The organism is Allobosea minatitlanensis (assembly GCF_964020775.1).
Genome location: NZ_OZ224509.1, coordinates 1,859,046 through 1,874,146, shown reverse-complemented (window position 1 = coordinate 1,874,146; position 15,101 = coordinate 1,859,046). Strand labels below are relative to the sequence as shown.

At 68.1% G+C, this 15,101-nt stretch carries 16 protein-coding genes; 8 read left to right on the top strand and 8 right to left on the bottom strand.

Annotation, left to right across the window (positions count from 1 at the left end; translation table 11 throughout):
* Positions 1-7: 7 nt before the first annotated feature.
* A complete protein-coding gene (locus tag ACWH43_RS09185; RefSeq protein ID WP_158445880.1) occupies positions 8-508 on the bottom strand; it encodes a (2Fe-2S)-binding protein in 501 nt (166 codons plus the stop codon).
* 330 nt (positions 509-838) lie between these two features.
* On the opposite strand from ACWH43_RS09185, the gene ACWH43_RS09180 reads away from it, so the two are divergent.
* Positions 839-2,173, top strand: a complete 1,335-nt coding sequence (locus tag ACWH43_RS09180; protein WP_260347871.1) for a methyl-accepting chemotaxis protein — start codon at positions 839-841, stop codon at positions 2,171-2,173.
* A 49-nt stretch (positions 2,174-2,222) separates the two neighbouring features.
* Here ACWH43_RS09180 and ACWH43_RS09175 read toward each other — a convergent pair whose 3' ends face one another.
* Both ACWH43_RS09175 and ACWH43_RS09170 read right to left on the bottom strand, forming a co-directional pair.
* Positions 2,223-2,675, bottom strand: coding sequence for a CoxG family protein (locus tag ACWH43_RS09175; RefSeq protein WP_448153441.1), 453 nt, complete (start codon positions 2,673-2,675; stop codon positions 2,223-2,225).
* 106 nt (positions 2,676-2,781) lie between these two features.
* Positions 2,782-3,300, bottom strand: a complete 519-nt coding sequence (locus ACWH43_RS09170) for a flavin reductase (protein WP_158445877.1) — start codon at positions 3,298-3,300, stop codon at positions 2,782-2,784.
* Between the two features lie 546 nt (positions 3,301-3,846).
* Here ACWH43_RS09170 and ACWH43_RS09165 point away from each other — a divergent pair.
* The 6 genes from ACWH43_RS09165 (at position 3,847) to ACWH43_RS09140 (ending at position 9,516) form a co-directional block, all read left to right on the top strand.
* A complete protein-coding gene (locus ACWH43_RS09165) occupies positions 3,847-4,770 on the top strand; it encodes an ABC transporter permease subunit (protein ID WP_158445876.1) in 924 nt (307 codons plus the stop codon).
* 4 nt (positions 4,771-4,774) lie between these two features.
* On the top strand, positions 4,775-6,184 hold the full coding sequence (gene livM / locus ACWH43_RS09160) for a high-affinity branched-chain amino acid ABC transporter permease LivM (RefSeq protein ID WP_158445875.1): 1,410 nt from the start codon (positions 4,775-4,777) through the stop codon (positions 6,182-6,184).
* Positions 6,184-7,041 (top strand): ABC transporter ATP-binding protein, encoded by an 858-nt coding sequence (locus tag ACWH43_RS09155; protein ID WP_158445874.1) that lies wholly within the window; start codon positions 6,184-6,186, stop codon positions 7,039-7,041. The genes livM and ACWH43_RS09155 overlap by 1 nt, the downstream gene beginning before the upstream one ends.
* A gap of 2 nt (positions 7,042-7,043) precedes the next feature.
* The gene (locus tag ACWH43_RS09150) at positions 7,044-7,769 is read left to right on the top strand and encodes an ABC transporter ATP-binding protein (protein ID WP_158445892.1); all 726 of its coding nucleotides are present in this window, start codon (positions 7,044-7,046) and stop codon (positions 7,767-7,769) included.
* A 122-nt stretch (positions 7,770-7,891) separates the two neighbouring features.
* Positions 7,892-8,266, top strand: coding sequence for a DUF6867 family protein (locus tag ACWH43_RS09145; RefSeq protein WP_158445873.1), 375 nt, complete (start codon positions 7,892-7,894; stop codon positions 8,264-8,266).
* Positions 8,267-8,400: 134 nt separating this feature from the next.
* Entirely contained in the window at positions 8,401-9,516 is a 1,116-nt protein-coding gene (locus ACWH43_RS09140) for a branched-chain amino acid ABC transporter substrate-binding protein (RefSeq protein WP_158445872.1), read from the top strand.
* Positions 9,517-9,742: 226 nt separating this feature from the next.
* Here ACWH43_RS09140 and ACWH43_RS09135 read toward each other — a convergent pair whose 3' ends face one another.
* Both ACWH43_RS09135 and purB read right to left on the bottom strand, forming a co-directional pair.
* Entirely contained in the window at positions 9,743-10,321 is a 579-nt protein-coding gene (locus tag ACWH43_RS09135; RefSeq protein ID WP_158445871.1) for an RBBP9/YdeN family alpha/beta hydrolase, read from the bottom strand.
* A gap of 39 nt (positions 10,322-10,360) precedes the next feature.
* The gene (gene purB, locus ACWH43_RS09130) at positions 10,361-11,668 is read right to left on the bottom strand and encodes an adenylosuccinate lyase (RefSeq protein WP_158445870.1); all 1,308 of its coding nucleotides are present in this window, start codon (positions 11,666-11,668) and stop codon (positions 10,361-10,363) included.
* Positions 11,669-11,828: 160 nt separating this feature from the next.
* On the opposite strand from purB, the gene ACWH43_RS09125 reads away from it, so the two are divergent.
* Complete coding sequence (locus ACWH43_RS09125; protein WP_158445869.1) at positions 11,829-12,185, top strand: DUF1428 domain-containing protein; 357 nt, start codon at positions 11,829-11,831, stop codon at positions 12,183-12,185.
* A 338-nt stretch (positions 12,186-12,523) separates the two neighbouring features.
* Here ACWH43_RS09125 and rpe read toward each other — a convergent pair whose 3' ends face one another.
* The 3 genes from rpe to ACWH43_RS09110 are packed head-to-tail and all read right to left on the bottom strand — an operon-like array spanning position 12,524 to position 14,949.
* Positions 12,524-13,207 (bottom strand): ribulose-phosphate 3-epimerase, encoded by a 684-nt coding sequence (gene rpe / locus ACWH43_RS09120; RefSeq protein ID WP_158445868.1) that lies wholly within the window; start codon positions 13,205-13,207, stop codon positions 12,524-12,526.
* 36 nt (positions 13,208-13,243) lie between these two features.
* Entirely contained in the window at positions 13,244-13,927 is a 684-nt protein-coding gene (locus tag ACWH43_RS09115) for a glutathione S-transferase family protein (RefSeq protein ID WP_260347777.1), read from the bottom strand.
* A 44-nt stretch (positions 13,928-13,971) separates the two neighbouring features.
* The gene (locus ACWH43_RS09110) at positions 13,972-14,949 is read right to left on the bottom strand and encodes a hypothetical protein (protein WP_158445867.1); all 978 of its coding nucleotides are present in this window, start codon (positions 14,947-14,949) and stop codon (positions 13,972-13,974) included.
* Positions 14,950-15,101 lie beyond the last annotated feature (152 nt).

Below are 15,101 nucleotides of genomic sequence, written 5' to 3'. Positions count from 1 at the left end.
GGGCGCTTTACTCGGCGGCCTGGCGCAGCGGCGCGCCGGCCCTGCCCATGGCCTCGGCGCCGGCGGCGATCGCCTTGACGATATTGTGATAGCCGGTGCAGCGGCAGATATTGCCGTCGAGGTCCTCGCGGATCGTCTTCTCGTCGAGATGGTGGCCGCGGCGGTTCACCATGTCGACGGCGGACATGATCATGCCCGGCGTGCAGAAGCCGCATTGCAGGCCGTGATGCTCGCGGAAGGCCTCCTGCATCGGATGCAGCGCATCGCCGGACGCCAGCCCCTCGATCGTGGTGACGCTGGAGCCGTCGACCGCCACGGCGAGCGTGGTGCAGGACTTCACGGCCTTGCCGTCGAGATGCACGACGCAGGCGCCGCACTGACTGGTGTCGCAGCCGACATGGGTCCCGGTCAATCGCAGGTTTTCGCGCAGGAACTGCACCAGAAGGGTGCGCGGGTCGATAGCGGCGGTGACGGCCCTGCCGTTCACCGTCAGCGAAACAGTGGTCATGAGCACATCTCCTGTGACCCGTCTCTGATGCGCCGTCCGTGACCGTTCACGGCTGCCGGCGCCGATCCTCCCGCCCAAGCCCGCCCCCTCGGGCAGCCTTTCCTTGGAATGGATCAAAACGGAGTTTGGACCCGGGATTCTGCGGGGTCAAGCGCCGCCGCTTCAGCCGAAAGGCGGCCTTTCCGGGCGTTTTCGGCCTGTTCCGGGCGGGAGCCCGTTTCGCCGGGCCCGGCCTGCCGCATTGGCGAAATCTTAAGGCGCGCCGCGCATCATCGCCCCGTCGTGGCCTGCGCGAGCGGCCCCCCCTGAACGAGGACCGCCGTGCCCCTGATGACGGAGCAGATCCAGCGACGGCTGAGCGCGATCGGGTTCGGCGAGCCCCAGCGCCGCCGCCTCCGGCTCTACAGCCCTGTCGTCGACCGCGTCATCGCGCGCGTCGTCGCCGAGGATTTCGAGCGCGCCTTCGCCATCCATCCCGCGCTACGGGCCAGCGTCGCGCCCCATTCCGACGCGATCCACGCCGCCGCGGCGGACCATTTCCGCCTGCTCTTCACCGGCGCCTTCGACGACGCCTACATCGCCTCGATGGACCGGCTCTGCGCGCTCGAGCACCGGACGCATGTGCGGGCCCGGTCGCGGGCCTCCATCGCCTTCTCGCTGCTGCGGGAGATCTGCCTCGCGCGCCGCCGCACCGCGCTGCTGACGCCGCGCCAGTTCGCCGCCGACCTGTTCATCATCGAGCGGATGCTGACCTATGACGTCAACACCGCGATGACGCTGAGCCAGGACGCCGAAACCGACGATGCGCGGCTGCGCGGCCTCGCCCTCGACGAGGCGGCGGCGACGCTGAAATCCCGCATCGGCAGCCTCGACGACACGATCAGCGGCGCCGTCGAGCAGTTCGTCTCGACCGCCGCCGAGACCGGCCGCGCCACCGCCTTCATCAAGGACACGGTCGGCAAGGTCGCCCGCGCCTCGGTCGTCGTCCGCGAGAAGTCGCTCCAGACGGCGGCGGCCACGGAGGAAATCTCGGCCAATCTCGCCGATATCGGCCAGCGCGCCGCGCAGAGCCTGACGGTGACCCAGCAGGCCGTGCAGGACACCGCCCAGATGAACGACGCCATCCTGCGGCTGCGCCAGGCCACCGACAGCATCGGCAGGGTCGTCGGCATGATCGCCGACATCGCCGCTCAGACCAATCTCCTGGCGCTCAACGCCACGATCGAGGCCGCGCGCGCCGGCGAGGCCGGGCGCGGCTTCTCCGTCGTCGCCTCCGAGGTCAAGTCGCTCGCGACCCAGACCGCCGGCGCGACGCAGGAGATCGCCGGCCAGATCGCCGAGCTGGCGGCGAGCGCCGAATCCTGCACCGTGCACGCGGCCGCGATCGCCGCCACGGTCGACGCCATCCGCCTCGACGCCGAGGCGATCTCGGAAGCGGTCTGCGTGCAGAGCACCGTCACCGCCGGCATCGCCCGCGACGCCTCGACGGTGGTGCAGAGCTCGGACGAGGCGATCGACAGCGCCAACGCCGTCAACGACAGCCTCGACATGACGCAGCGGACGCTGGAACGGGCCAATGTCGCGGCCGCCGACATCGCCTTGCAGGTCGGCTCGGCCGAGGCGGCGGTGAGCAAGGCGCTGGAGGCGCTGCGCAAGGCTTCCTGACGGATCGGCGCGTCCGGCCCGGGATGCCGCTCCGGTCGCCCGCGCGACCTCAGCCCTCGGCGACCGCCTTGGCGAAATTGGCGAAGAACTCGTCGGCCAGCTTCTTCGAGACCGAATTGATCAGGCGCGAGCCGAGCTGCATCAGCTTGCCGCCGACCTGGGCCTCGACCTCGTAGCGCAGCAGGGTCTGGCCGCCCTCGGCGTCGCTGAGCGCGACCCGCGCCCCGCCCTTGGCGAAGCCGGCAATGCCGCCCTCGCCCTCGCCGGCGATGCGGTAGCCGTTCGGCGGATCGAGCTCGCTCAGCTCGACCTTGCCCTTGAAGGTCGCCTTCACCGGGCCGAGCTTGACCTTCACCACGGCCGAGAAATGCGTGTCGTCGTCCTTGCCGAGCTGTTCGCAGCCCGGGATGCAGGCCTTCAGCACCGCGGCGTCGTTGAGCTTCGCCCAGACGACCTCCTTGCCCGCCGGCAAGGTCACCTCGCCATTCATCGTCATCGCCATCGCCGGCCTCCCTGCCGCCCGGCCGGGCGCAGCCGGCAGGGTCCTGTCTTCCTATCCATGGGCGAAAAGCCCGCGCCTGCACAAGGGGCGCGGCGGCCGGCGCGGCTCAGACCGCCTCGAACTGCCGGCGCCGGTAGATCAGGCTGCCGCCCCGCCCGGCGCCGCCGAGTCCGGCCACCTCCCCGACCAGGACCCGATGGGTCGCGATGTCGTGGCTGGCGACCAGCCGGCAGTCGAACGCCGCCAGCGCGTCGCGCAGCGCCGGCGAGCCGGTGACGAGCGTGCCCCAGTCGCCGGCGGCGAATCGCTCCTCGCCCTGCAGGCCGCGCCGGTTGGCGAAGATCTCGGCCGTCCCGACCAGGTCCCCGGGCAAGGTATTGACGCAGAAGACGCCGCTCGCCTCGATAGCCGCGAGCGTGCGGCTGGAGCGCTCGATGCAGACGAGCACCGTCGGCGGCGCGTCCGAGACGGAGGCGACGGCCGTCGCCGTCATGCCGACCCGCCCGGCCGGCCCGATCGTGGTGACGACATGGACGGCGCTGGCGACCTGCGCCATCGCATCGCGAAAAGCCTGCCCCGGAGGCGGCTCCGCCTCCGGCGGGAAGGGTTGGACGGTGCTTGTCATCGGCTCTGCGGCTGGAAACGCGGCTCCTGCCCATGTAGCGGCTCGCACCGGCGATTGCCAGACGACCGCTGCAACGGCCGCGCGCTCCCACGAATCCACGCCCGCCCCCGCTGGGCAGCCGCGCCCGGGTCGCCGCCGCATGCCGGCCGGAGGAGCCGCGACGGCCTCATACCTTTGGCGGAAGCCTCGCCCGCGGAGGCGGGCCGCGGCGGCGGGATTCGAGCCCCGCCGCCTGCGCCCTCGCCTGCCATGTCGAGAGGGCCGGAAGCAGCCCGGAGCGGCGGAATCCGCAGACCGGAGGCCCTTCCGCCGCGGAACGACGCTGCTCAAGGCACAATCATCATGCGCGAAATGGAGGCGGTTTCGCACAGAATTCGGCCTGTTCGAGGGATGATTCGCGCGAGATTGCTTTTGACAGAAAAATGGACCGGGGTGATTGTCGCTGCCGCAAGCCATTGGTAGCTCTGCATGGCAATCGCATCCCGCATGCGCCGGCGACATGCCGACGCCAAGAACGGGAGCTGGTTCGAGGGGTCGGCGTTTTCAATGGAAGTCTTTCTGCAGCAGCTCATCAACGGGCTGACACTGGGATCGATCTACGGTCTCATCGCCATCGGCTACACGATGGTGTTCGGCATCATCGGCATGGTGAACTTCGCCCATGGCGACATCTTCATGCTCTCCGCCTTCATCGCCCTGATCTTCTTCATGCTGGTCACCGCCGTCCTCGGCGCCAGCGCCGGCATGGTGATGCTGGCGCTGATCATCGTGCTGGGCCTGGCGATGTTCTTCACCTCGCTGTGGAGCTGGACGATCGAGCGGTTGGCCTACCGGCCGCTGCGCGGCTCCTTCCGCCTGGCGCCGCTGATCTCGGCGATCGGCATGTCGATCTTCCTGTCCAATTTCGTCCAGGTGGCCCAGGGCCCGCGCAACAAGTCGATCCCGCCGATCCTGAACAAGTCGATCACGCTGATCGAGAGCTCGGTCTACTCCGTCCAGATCTCCTACAAGCAGATCGTCATCGTGGTAACCACGGCGGTGCTTCTGCTCGCCTTCTGGTACGTCGTCCAGAAGACCCCCCTCGGCCGCGCCCAGCGCGCCTGCGAGCAGGACCGCAAGATGGCCGCCCTGCTCGGCATCGACGTCGACCGCACCATCTCGATCACCTTCGTGATGGGCGCGGCGCTGGCGGCGGTGGCCGGCGTGATGTTCCTGGTGCTCTACGGGGTGGTGAACTTCGCCGACGGCTTCGTGCCCGGCGTCAAGGCCTTCACCGCGGCGGTGCTCGGCGGCATCGGCTCGCTGCCCGGCGCGGTGCTGGGCGGGCTGCTGATCGGCCTGATCGAGGTGATGTGGTCGGCCTATTTCACCATCGACTACAAGGACGTGGCCGCCTTCTGCATCCTCGCCATCGTGCTGGTCTTCATGCCGTCGGGCATCCTCGGCCGGCCTGAAGTCGAGAAGGTCTGACGCCATGGCGACGATCCAGACCACCGGCCCGGCCGCCGCGGCCTCCGCCCAATCCCCCGCCAGGACCCGCGACCTCGGGGCCGCCCTCAAGGAGGCCGGCTTCGCCGCCCTCGTCACGCTCGGCCTGTGCATCCCGATCATCGCCTGGGGCACGCGCCAGAACCTCGACAACGTCCTCATCCTCGATCCGCGCTGGGGCGCGGTCGCCTGGGCGGTCGGCATCGTCTTCGTCGGCCGCTTCCTGGTGGCGCTGCGCCAGCAGAGCCGCGTCCCCGGCAAGCCGGCGGTGCGCCTGCTGCCGCATGGCACGATCGCCTTCTTCCAGCGCCATTCGCGGCTGTTCTCGCTCTTCGGGCTGGGCTTCCTGATCACCTTCCCGGCGATCGCGATCGGGCTTGCCGGCTGGGGCGGCTCGCTGAAATGGATCGACAATTTCGGCGTCCAGATCCTGATCTACGTGATGCTCGGCTGGGGGCTGAACATCGTCGTCGGCCTCGCCGGCCTGCTCGATCTCGGCTATGTCGCCTTCTATGCGGTCGGCGCCTATTCCTATGCGCTGCTCGCCAAGAATTTCGGCCTGTCCTTCTGGCTGCTGCTGCCGCTCGCCGGCATCCTCGCCTCGTTCTGGGGCATGCTGCTCGGCTTCCCGGTGCTGCGCCTGCGCGGCGACTACCTCGCCATCGTGACGCTGGCCTTCGGCGAGATCATCCGCCTCGTCCTGGTCAACTGGACCGATTTCTCGAACGGCTATGCCGGCATCTCCGGCATCCCGCGCCCGAGCTTCTTCGGCATTCCGTTCACCGCGGCGGATGACGGCTTCGCGGCGGTGTTCGGGCTGGAATTCTCGCCGCTCTACCGAACGATCTTCCTCTATTACCTGATCCTCTGCCTCGCTTTGCTGACCGCCTTCGTGACGCTGCGCCTGCGACGCCTGCCGGTCGGGCGCGCCTGGGAGGCGCTGCGCGAGGACGAGATCGCCTGCCGCTCGCTCGGCATCAACACCACCAACACCAAGCTCACCGCCTTCTCGATCGGGGCCATGTTCGGCGGCTTCGCCGGCTCCTTCTTCGCGGCACGCCAGGGCTTCATCAGCCCTGAATCCTTCACCTTCATGGAATCGGCGGTGATCCTGGCCATCGTCGTGCTCGGCGGCATGGGCTCGCTCTGGGGCTGCGCCATCGCCGCCATCGCCATGATCGGCGGCACCGAGCTGCTGCGCGAGCTCGAATGGATGAAGGCGATCTTCGGCCCCGATTTCGACCCGACCAAATACCGCATGCTGATCTTCGGCTTCGCCATGGTCGTGATCATGATCTGGAAGCCCCGCGGGCTGATCTCGGTGCGCGAGCCCACCGCCTTCCTCAAGGAGAAGAAGCAGATCTCCTCCGACCTCGTGCAGGAGGGCCACGGCTGATGGCGACCGCACCCGCAGCCACCGGCCGGCCTCTGCTGGAGGTCGAGCACGTCACCATGCGCTTCGGCGGCCTCACCGCCGTCAACGGCCTTTCCTTCGCGGCCCGCAAGGGCGAGATCACCGCGCTGATCGGCCCCAACGGCGCCGGCAAGACCACGGTGTTCAACTGCATCACGGGCTTCTACAAGCCGACGCAGGGCATGATCACTCTGACCCAGGACGACGGCACCAGCTACCTGCTGGAGCGCATGCCGGACTTCCGCATCTCCTGGAAGGCCAAGGTCGCCCGCACCTTCCAGAACATCCGCCTCTTCGGCGGCATGACGGTGCTGGAGAACCTGCTCGTCGCCCAGCACAACCCGCTGATGCGCGCCTCCGGCTTCACCTTCCTCGGCGTGCTCGGCGTCGGCAACTACCGGGCGCGCGAGAAGGAGGCGATCGAGAAGGCGAGGTTCTGGCTCGACAAGATCGACCTCACCCATCGCGCCGACGACCCCGCCGCCGACCTGCCCTATGGCGACCAGCGCCGGCTCGAGATCGCGCGCGCCATGTGCACCGACCCGGTCCTGCTCTGTCTCGACGAGCCGGCCGCCGGCCTCAACCCGCGCGAGAGCCACGACCTCAACGAATTGCTGCTCTCGATCCGGAAGGATCTCGGAACGGCGCTGCTGCTGATCGAGCACGACATGTCGGTGGTGATGGAGATCTCCGACCATGTCGTGGTGCTCGACTACGGCACCAAGATCGCCGACGGCACGCCGGCGGAGGTCCAGGCCGACCCGAAGGTCATCGCCGCCTATCTCGGCGTCGACGACGAAGAGGTCGACGAGGTGGAAGCGGAGGTCGGCATCTCGTGACCATGACTCAAGCCCTGCTGACCGCCCGCGGCATCAAGACCTATTACGGCAACATCATCGCGCTGAAGGGCGTCGACATCGACGTCAACGCCGGCGAGATCGTGACGATGATCGGCGCCAACGGCGCCGGGAAATCGACGCTGATGATGACGATCTTCGGCAATCCGCAGGCCCGCGAAGGCACGATCACCTATGAGGGCCGGGACATCACCCGGATGCCGAGCCACGAGATCGCCCGCCTGGGAATAGCGCAGTCGCCGGAAGGTCGCCGCATCTTCCCGCGCATGACCGTCTACGAGAACCTGCAGATGGGCGCGGCGGTGCGCAATTTCGAGCATTTCGACGAGGACCTCGAAAAGATCTGCGTGCTCTTCCCGCGCGTCAAGGAGCGGCTGCAGCAGCGCGGCGGCACCCTTTCGGGCGGCGAGCAGCAGATGGTGGCGATCGCCCGCGCCCTGATGGCGCGCCCGAGGCTGCTGCTGCTGGACGAGCCCTCGCTCGGCCTCGCGCCCCTGATCGTCAAGCAGATCTTCGAGGCGATCCGCGAGCTCAACCGGACGCAGGGGCTGACCGTCTTCCTGGTCGAGCAGAACGCCTTCCACGCCCTCAAGCTCGCCCATCGCGGCTATGTGATGGTCAACGGCGTCATCACCATGAGCGGCACCGGCAAGGAGCTGCTCGCCAATCCGCAGGTCCGCGCCGCCTATCTCGAAGGCGGCCGGCACTGAGACGCGGCCGGGGGCGGCGCCCCCGCTGCAACTTTTTGATGAGAGACGGCCCGTGGCCGCCCATGCCATCGCTTGAGGCGATGTCGGCGGTCCTGGGAGCCCGGTGAAGCCTGGAGCAGCAGATGCAAGGCATCCTCTACGAAGAACCCACGGTCTGGCTCTTCCTGCTGGTGACGGTGGTGATGGGCGGCTGGCTCGCCTGGATGGCGGGCCGCGCCATCGCCCTGACCTGGCGGCCGAACTGGCAGCTCGTCGTCTACATGCTGATCCTCGGGCTGTTCGTGCGCTTCATCCATTTCGCGCTGTTCGAGGCGACGCTGCTGACGGTGCATTACTATCTGGTCGACGTGGTCGTGCTGCTCGCCTTCGGCTTCGCCGGCTGGCGCTACACCCGCGCCCGGCAGATGACGCGGCAATATCACTGGCTGTTCGAGAGCGCCGGCCCCTTCGGCTGGAAGCCGCGCCCGGGCGCCGTGATCAGGCCGGAATTGTCCTGAAAGATCGACGAGCTTGTCGCGTGGGAGCCGGCTTGAAACACGCAGGATTGCGGTTTGGGGCGGCCCGGCGCGCCGAGACGGGCAAGATCGAGAAAAAGCCCGTTGAACAGTTCCTTAGAGGGGAGTCGCATCACATGAAGAAACTGCTGTTGGGCGGCATTGCGCTCGGCGCGGTCATCGCCTTCTCCGGCGTGGCCAGCGCGCAGATCAAGATCGGCGTCGGCGGCCCGCTGACGGGTCCCAACGCCGCCTTCGGCGCGCAGCTCAAGAACGGCGCCGAGCAGGCCGCCGCCGACATCAACGCCGCCGGTGGCATCAACGGCCAGAAGATCGAGATCGTCCTCGGCGACGACGTCTCCGATCCGAAGCAGGGTGTCTCCGTCGCCAACAAGTTCGTCGGCGACGGCGTCAAATACGTGGTCGGCCACTTCAATTCGGGCGTCACCATGCCGGCCTCGGAGGTCTATGCCGAGAACGGGACGCTGGTGATCACCCCGGCCTCGACCAACCCGCAGGTCACCGAGCGCGGCCTGTGGAACACCTTCCGCATCTGCGGCCGCGACGACCAGCAGGGCACCGTCGCCGCCGAGTACATCGCCAAGAACCTCAAGGGCAAGAAGATCGCCGTGGTCCACGACAAGACCACCTACGGCAAGGGGCTGGCCGACGAGACGCTGAAGGGGCTCCAGAAGGCCGGCATCAAGGAAGTGCTCTACGAAGGTGTGAACGCCGGCGAGAAGGACTTCTCGGCGCTGGTCTCCAAGATCAAGTCGACCGGCGCGGACTATGTCTACTGGGGCGGCCTGCACACCGAGGGCGGCCTGATCGTGCGCCAGATGCGCGACCAGGGCATCCAGGCGACGCTGATCTCGGGCGACGGCATCACCACCGACGAATTCGCCGCCATCGGCGGGCCGGGCGTCGAGGGCACGCTGATGACCTTCGCCCCCGATCCGCAGAAGCGCCCGGAAGCCGCCGCGGTGATCAAGCGCTTCGAGACCCGGAACTTCAAGCCGGAAGCCTACACGCTCTATGCCTATTCCGGCGTGCAGATCATCGCCGACGGCATCAAGCGCGCCGGCTCGGCCGACCCGAAGAAGGTCGCCGCCGTGCTCAAGGACGGCACGGCCACCAAGACCGTGCTCGGCGATCTCGCCTTCGACAAGAAGGGCGACATCACCCGCATCGACTACACCATGTACACCTGGAAGAAGCAGCCCGACGGCAAGATCACCTATGTCGAGAACTGATCTCGGCGGCTGATCCCGGCTTCCGCGCCAGACCGCCCCGGTGAAAGCCGGGGCGGTTTTGCCTTATGCCTCCGCCAGGGGTCGTCGCGAGTAGCGAAGCGATCCCGGGGGACGCCGCGCCCTGCCGCGCCCGGATCGCTTCGCTACGCTCGCGGCGACGGCGAGACGGCTCCGAACGCCGTGGCATGATCCCACACCTCGCTCATCGGCGCGCCAACCCGATCCGTTATTGAATCACCTTCTGCGGAACCGCGCTCAAGCTCTTGAGAAAGCCCGCGAAACGCAGGAGCCCGTCCGGCCAGGGGCCGTGCCCGGACTCGCTGTTGAGATGGCCGCCATCGCCGGCATCGACGAATTCCGAGCCCCAGGCCTGCGCGAGCGCCCTGGCCTCGTCGGGGCTGCAATAGGGGTCGGTCGCGCTCGCGATCAGCACCGAGGGAAAGGGCAGCTTCTCGCGCCGATGCGGGATGAAGTCCTCTCCCATGCCGGGGATCGCCCGCTTGGCCCGCTCGGAGGCCGGCGCGACCAGGAAGGCCCCCGCCACCTCCCCCGGCTTCAGATGCTCAGCCGCATGGGCGACCGCGCTGACGCCGGCCGAATGCGCGACGAGGATTACGGGGCGGGTCGAAGCCCGCACGGCCGCGACGATCCGGCTGGCCCAGCCGTCGCGCGTCGGCTTGTACCAGTCCTCCTGCTCGACGCGCCGCGCCGTCTTGAGGCGGGCTTCCCAGCGGGTCTGCCAATGATCGGGGCCGGAGCCCGACCAGCCGGGAACGATGAGGATGTCGGCGTCGGAGGATTTCATGACGCGTAGATAACCTCGCCTTTGCCGGAATCCAGCCCGTCAAGCTTCCCCGAAGACACGCCGGAAGATCGTGTCGACATGCTTGAAGTGGTAGCCTTCGTCGAACATCGCCTTGAGTTCGGAGGCCGTGAGCTTCTCGGCCACGTCGCTGTCGGAGAGCAGGTTGGTCAGGAAGTCCTCGCCATGCTCCCAGGTGCGCATGGCGTTGCGCTGAACCATGGCATAGGCGTCCTCGCGGCTGGCGCCCGCCTGCGTCAGCGCCAGCAGCACGCGCTGCGAATTGTGCAGCCCGCCGAGCCGGTCGAGGTTCTTGCGCATGTTCTGCGGATAGATCAGCAGCTTGTCGACGACCCCGGTGAGCCGCGCCAGCGCGAAGTCGAGGGTCACGGTCGCGTCGGGACCGATCATGCGCTCGACCGAGGAATGCGAGATGTCGCGCTCGTGCCAGAGGGCGACGTTCTCCAGCGCCGGCGTGACCATGCCGCGCACCAGGCGCGCGAGGCCGGTCAGGTTCTCGGTCAGGACGGGGTTGCGCTTGTGCGGCATCGCCGAGGAGCCCTTCTGGCCCGGCGAGAAGAACTCCTCCGCCTCATAGACCTCGGTGCGCTGCAGATGACGGATCTCGGTCGCCAGGCGCTCGATGCAGGAGGCGACGACGCCGAGCGTCGCGAAATACATCGCGTGCCGGTCGCGCGGGATCACCTGGGTCGAGACCGGCTCGACCGCGAGCCCCATCTTCCGCGCGACATAGTCCTCCACCTGCGGGTCGATATTGGCGAAGGTGCCGACCGCGCCGGAGATGGCGCAGGTCGCGATCTCGGCGCGGGCCGCCACCAGCCGCTCGCGACAGCGCGAGAACTCGGCATAGGCCTGCGCCAGCTTGAGCCCGAAGGTGACAGGCTCGGCATGGATGCCGTGCGAGCGGCCGATCGTCGGGGTCAGCTTGTGCTCGAAGGCGCGGCGCTTGATCGCGGCGAGCAGCGCATCGACATCGGCGATCAGGATGTCGGTCGCCCGCGCGAGCTGGACCGAGAGCGTCGTGTCGAGGATGTCCGAGGAGGTCATGCCCTGGTGGACGAAGCGCGCCTCCGGCCCGACGATCTCGGCCAGATGCGTCAGGAAGGCGATGACGTCGTGCTTGGTGACGCGCTCGATCTCGTCGATGCGGGCGACGTCGAAGACGGCGTCCTTCGCCTTGGCCCAGATCGTCGCGGCGGCCTCCTTCGGCACCACGCCGAGCTCGGCGAGCTTGTCGGTGGCATGCGCCTCGATCTCGAACCAGATGCGGAACCGGGTCTGCGGCTCCCAGATGGCGACCATCTCGGGGCGGGAATAACGCGGGATCATCGGTGTGCTCGACGGAACGTGGCTGAGATCATGCGCTCGCTATCACGAGCCGGCACGGAGGGAAACCGCCGACGCCGCTCGCCATCGCTGCTGTCACAACTTGGCCGGGCGCGTGGCGTAGATTCGCCCGGCCATATGAGCGTGAAAAAGGAGGAACGTCATGAGCTATGTCGATGGTTTCGTCGTGGCCGTCCCGAACGCCAACAAGGAAGAATACCGTAAATTTGCGGCGAAGGCCGCCCCGCTGTTCAAGCAGCACGGCGCCACGCGCGTGGTCGAGTGCTGGGGGGAGGATGTCCCGCGCGGCAAGCAAACGGACTTCTTCCGCGCCGTCGAGGCCGGGGAGGACGAGGTCGTGGTGTTTTCCTGGATCGAATGGCCGAGCAAGGAGGCCCGCGATGCCGCCTGGGCCAAGGTGACGGAAGACCCCGCGATGCAGCCCGGCGCCACTCCGATGCCTTTCGACGGCAAGCGCATGATCTACGGCGGCTTCGCGCCCCTCGATCTGGGCGTCTAGATCATCGGGCCGAATATCGTACGCGGCACGGGAACCGCCATTCCGGTCCCGTAAGGAACCACCACCGTCATTCCGGGGCGGGCCGCAAGGCCCAAGTCCGGAACCGATGGCCCGGATCGAGAAGGCATCACCCGATCGAGACTTCCCGACAAAGCGCATCGGTTCTGGGTTCCGGGCTCATGGCTTCGCCATGCCCCGGAATGACGGTGGCGGATCATGCGCCGATACCGACAGCCCGGACGAATCGCGTACGATATTCAGTCCGGCGTTCTTGAGCATCGCAACAAGGAGCTGGATCGTCACGGACCGTCCGACAGGACGCTCGACGGTCCAGCCCGTCAAACCCAGTCGCCGCGGGCGGCTTCCGCCGCCTTGCGGATGGCGTCGATATTGCCGGCATAGGCCGAAGGCCCGCCCTTGAACACGGCCGAGCCCGCGACCAGCGTATCGGCGCCGGCCTTGACCACCAGCGGCGCGGTCTCGGGCGTGACGCCGCCGTCGATCTCGAGCGTGACGGGGCGGTCGCCGATCAGCGCCTTCACCTGCGAAACCTTCTCGACCACGGAGCGGATGAAGCTCTGCCCGCCGAAGCCGGGATTGACCGTCATCAGCAGGATCAGGTCGACATCGGCGATCAGCGCCTCGACGGCGCCCGCCGGCGTGCCGGGATTGAGCACGAGGCCGGCCTGCTTGCCCTGCGCCTTGATCGCCTGGATCGTCCGGTGCGGATGCGGGCCCGCCTCGACATGGAAGGAGATCAGGTCGGCGCCGGCCTTGGCGAAGGCTTCGACGTAAGGGTCGACGGGCGCGATCATCAGATGCACGTCGAAGAATTTCTGGGTGTGCGGGCGGATCGCCTTCAGCACGTCCGGCCCGAAGGTGATGTTGGGGACGAAATGCCCGTCCATCACGTCGCAATGGATCCAGTCGGCGCCGGCCGCGTCGACGGCGCGCACCTCCTCGCCCAGCCTGGCGAAATCGGCCGAGAGGATGGACGGGGCGATGCGGATCGGGCGGGTCATGGCGGGCGGTTTACCCCCGCTCAGGTCCCGCTGCAATCAGGCGGAGCGCGATTTCACCGGAAAGGACAGCCGCCGGTCGGCCTCCGCGATCTCGGCCGCGGCCTGCACGAAGGCCGGCCGCTGCCTGAGCCGCCCAAACCAAGCCGAGAGCGCCGGATGGCCGTCGAGCGGCGGCCCGCCGAGACGGAGCGAGAACAGCACGCTCATGAACAGCGCAATATCCGCCAGCGAGAGCCGGCCGCCGAAGAACTCCCGCCCCGCCAGCTTCTGCTCCAGCACCTCGTAATGCCGCGCCAGCGCCTCCTCGGCGATCAGCGCGTCGGCCTCCCGGGCGATGCGGCGGTCGCGGTCCGGCGCGGGCGGCGCGGTCCGGTGCATCAGCGGCTTCAGCGCCTGCAGCATGATCTCGTCGGCATAGAGCTCGTCGAGCCGGCAGCGGGCGCGGTCCACCGGGCTATCCGGCATCAACCGGGGCTCGGGATAGGCCTCGTCGAGATATTCGTTGATCACGGTGGAATCGTAGAGCACGAGCCCGCAATCGCTCAGCACCGGCACCTGCCCCTTCGGGTTGAGCGCCAGCACCTCCGGATGCTTCGGGTCGTAGCCGGTGGTCTGGTTGAACGGCACCATGACGCGCTCGAAGGCGAGGCCTTTCTCCCTGAGCGCGATCTCGACCTTGCGCGCGAACAGGCTCAGCGGCCCGGAATACAACGTGATCATGGCGCGAACTCCTGCGATGGCGAAAACCTTCGCAGGGCGCCGCGTCAGCGCCCGTCAGCAGCTTCCCGGCGCCGGATCCGGCCCGCCAGCCCGCCGAGCAGCCAGGGCAGCAGGTAGATCGGGAACTGTGCCAGCGCGAAGAACAGGAAGGTGGTGGGCGAGACCCCCGCCCCCAGCGCCGCGACCAGCAGTCCCATGTTCCGCTGCCCGCTGCCGTAGCCGATCATGAAGCGGTCCGGCGCGCCCAGGATGCGCAGCAGGAACCAGCTCGACACCAGCCCCGCCGCCGAGACGGCGAAGACGCAGGCGAGCACGAACAGGACCAGCCGCGGCTGCGCCAGCGCGGCCGCCGTCACCCCGTCCATCGCGGCGATGGCGAAAATGAAATACATCAGCACGCCGAAGCCATCGAGATTGGCCTTCATCGCCCTGATCCGCTCGAGCCCGAGCCAGAGCCTGAGCGAGATCGCGACCGCCATCCCGCCGCCGATGAAGATCAGCAGCCGCAGCATCAGCGAGGCCCGGTCGAGCGGCACCGCCGCCCCGGCGAGGAACTCGACCAGGACCGGCGCGACCAGCGGGCTCGCGATCGTCGTGACGATGACGCTGGCGATGATCAGCGACGGCTCGAAGCCGTAGAGGATCGCCACCGCCGGGGAGGACATGATCGGCGGCGCCGCGCCCATGATGGCGAGCCCGAGCACGATGCCCGGATCGAGGCTTTCCCGGCCGGCGAGGAAGAGCGCCCCGCCGATCAGCAGCACCGGCGCCGCGATCAGCCAGACGCAGGCGGCGGCGAGCCGGGCCGGCCGGCGCAGCAGCCCGGCCGTGACGCGCAGATCGAGGCGCAGGAACACCACCGTGGTGAAGCAGAAGATGGTGATCGGCAGAGCCGGCCGCGCCGCCGCTGAGAATTGCGGCAGCGCCAGCCCGAGGAAGATCGAGAGCGCGAACCCTTGCGTGCCATGGCGCCCGAGCCATCCCAGGCCGGCGGCGAGAAGCGTTGCTGGATACATCGTCACCCGACTGGAATCATTCGCAAATCGAGCCCGCACACTGGCCGAATGGCGGCCTGCCGTCACCCGCCTTCTCCGCAGGGAAAGGGTGCGCCGGCATGAAATTGCGGAGAGGTCGCGAAAATCCGCTCCAGAGCGGCAATACCCCGAGAATCGAG

Excerpts from the sequence above, each read along its gene's own strand:
- ACWH43_RS09185 (WP_158445880.1), bottom strand. The coding sequence starts at position 508 with ATGACCACTGTTTCGCTGACGGTGAACGGCAGGGCCGTCACCGCCGCT.
- ACWH43_RS09180 (WP_260347871.1), top strand. The coding sequence starts at position 839 with ATGACGGAGCAGATCCAGCGACGGCTGAGCGCGATCGGGTTCGGCGAG.
- ACWH43_RS09175 (WP_448153441.1), bottom strand. The coding sequence starts at position 2,675 with ATGGCGATGACGATGAATGGCGAGGTGACCTTGCCGGCGGGCAAGGAG.
- ACWH43_RS09170 (WP_158445877.1), bottom strand. The coding sequence starts at position 3,300 with ATGACAAGCACCGTCCAACCCTTCCCGCCGGAGGCGGAGCCGCCTCCG.
- ACWH43_RS09165 (WP_158445876.1), top strand. The coding sequence starts at position 3,847 with ATGGAAGTCTTTCTGCAGCAGCTCATCAACGGGCTGACACTGGGATCG.
- livM (WP_158445875.1), top strand. The coding sequence starts at position 4,775 with ATGGCGACGATCCAGACCACCGGCCCGGCCGCCGCGGCCTCCGCCCAA.
- ACWH43_RS09155 (WP_158445874.1), top strand. The coding sequence starts at position 6,184 with ATGGCGACCGCACCCGCAGCCACCGGCCGGCCTCTGCTGGAGGTCGAG.
- ACWH43_RS09150 (WP_158445892.1), top strand. The coding sequence starts at position 7,044 with ATGACTCAAGCCCTGCTGACCGCCCGCGGCATCAAGACCTATTACGGC.
- ACWH43_RS09145 (WP_158445873.1), top strand. The coding sequence starts at position 7,892 with ATGCAAGGCATCCTCTACGAAGAACCCACGGTCTGGCTCTTCCTGCTG.
- ACWH43_RS09140 (WP_158445872.1), top strand. The coding sequence starts at position 8,401 with ATGAAGAAACTGCTGTTGGGCGGCATTGCGCTCGGCGCGGTCATCGCC.
- ACWH43_RS09135 (WP_158445871.1), bottom strand. The coding sequence starts at position 10,321 with ATGAAATCCTCCGACGCCGACATCCTCATCGTTCCCGGCTGGTCGGGC.
- purB (WP_158445870.1), bottom strand. The coding sequence starts at position 11,668 with ATGATCCCGCGTTATTCCCGCCCCGAGATGGTCGCCATCTGGGAGCCG.
- ACWH43_RS09125 (WP_158445869.1), top strand. The coding sequence starts at position 11,829 with ATGAGCTATGTCGATGGTTTCGTCGTGGCCGTCCCGAACGCCAACAAG.
- rpe (WP_158445868.1), bottom strand. The coding sequence starts at position 13,207 with ATGACCCGCCCGATCCGCATCGCCCCGTCCATCCTCTCGGCCGATTTC.
- ACWH43_RS09115 (WP_260347777.1), bottom strand. The coding sequence starts at position 13,927 with ATGATCACGTTGTATTCCGGGCCGCTGAGCCTGTTCGCGCGCAAGGTC.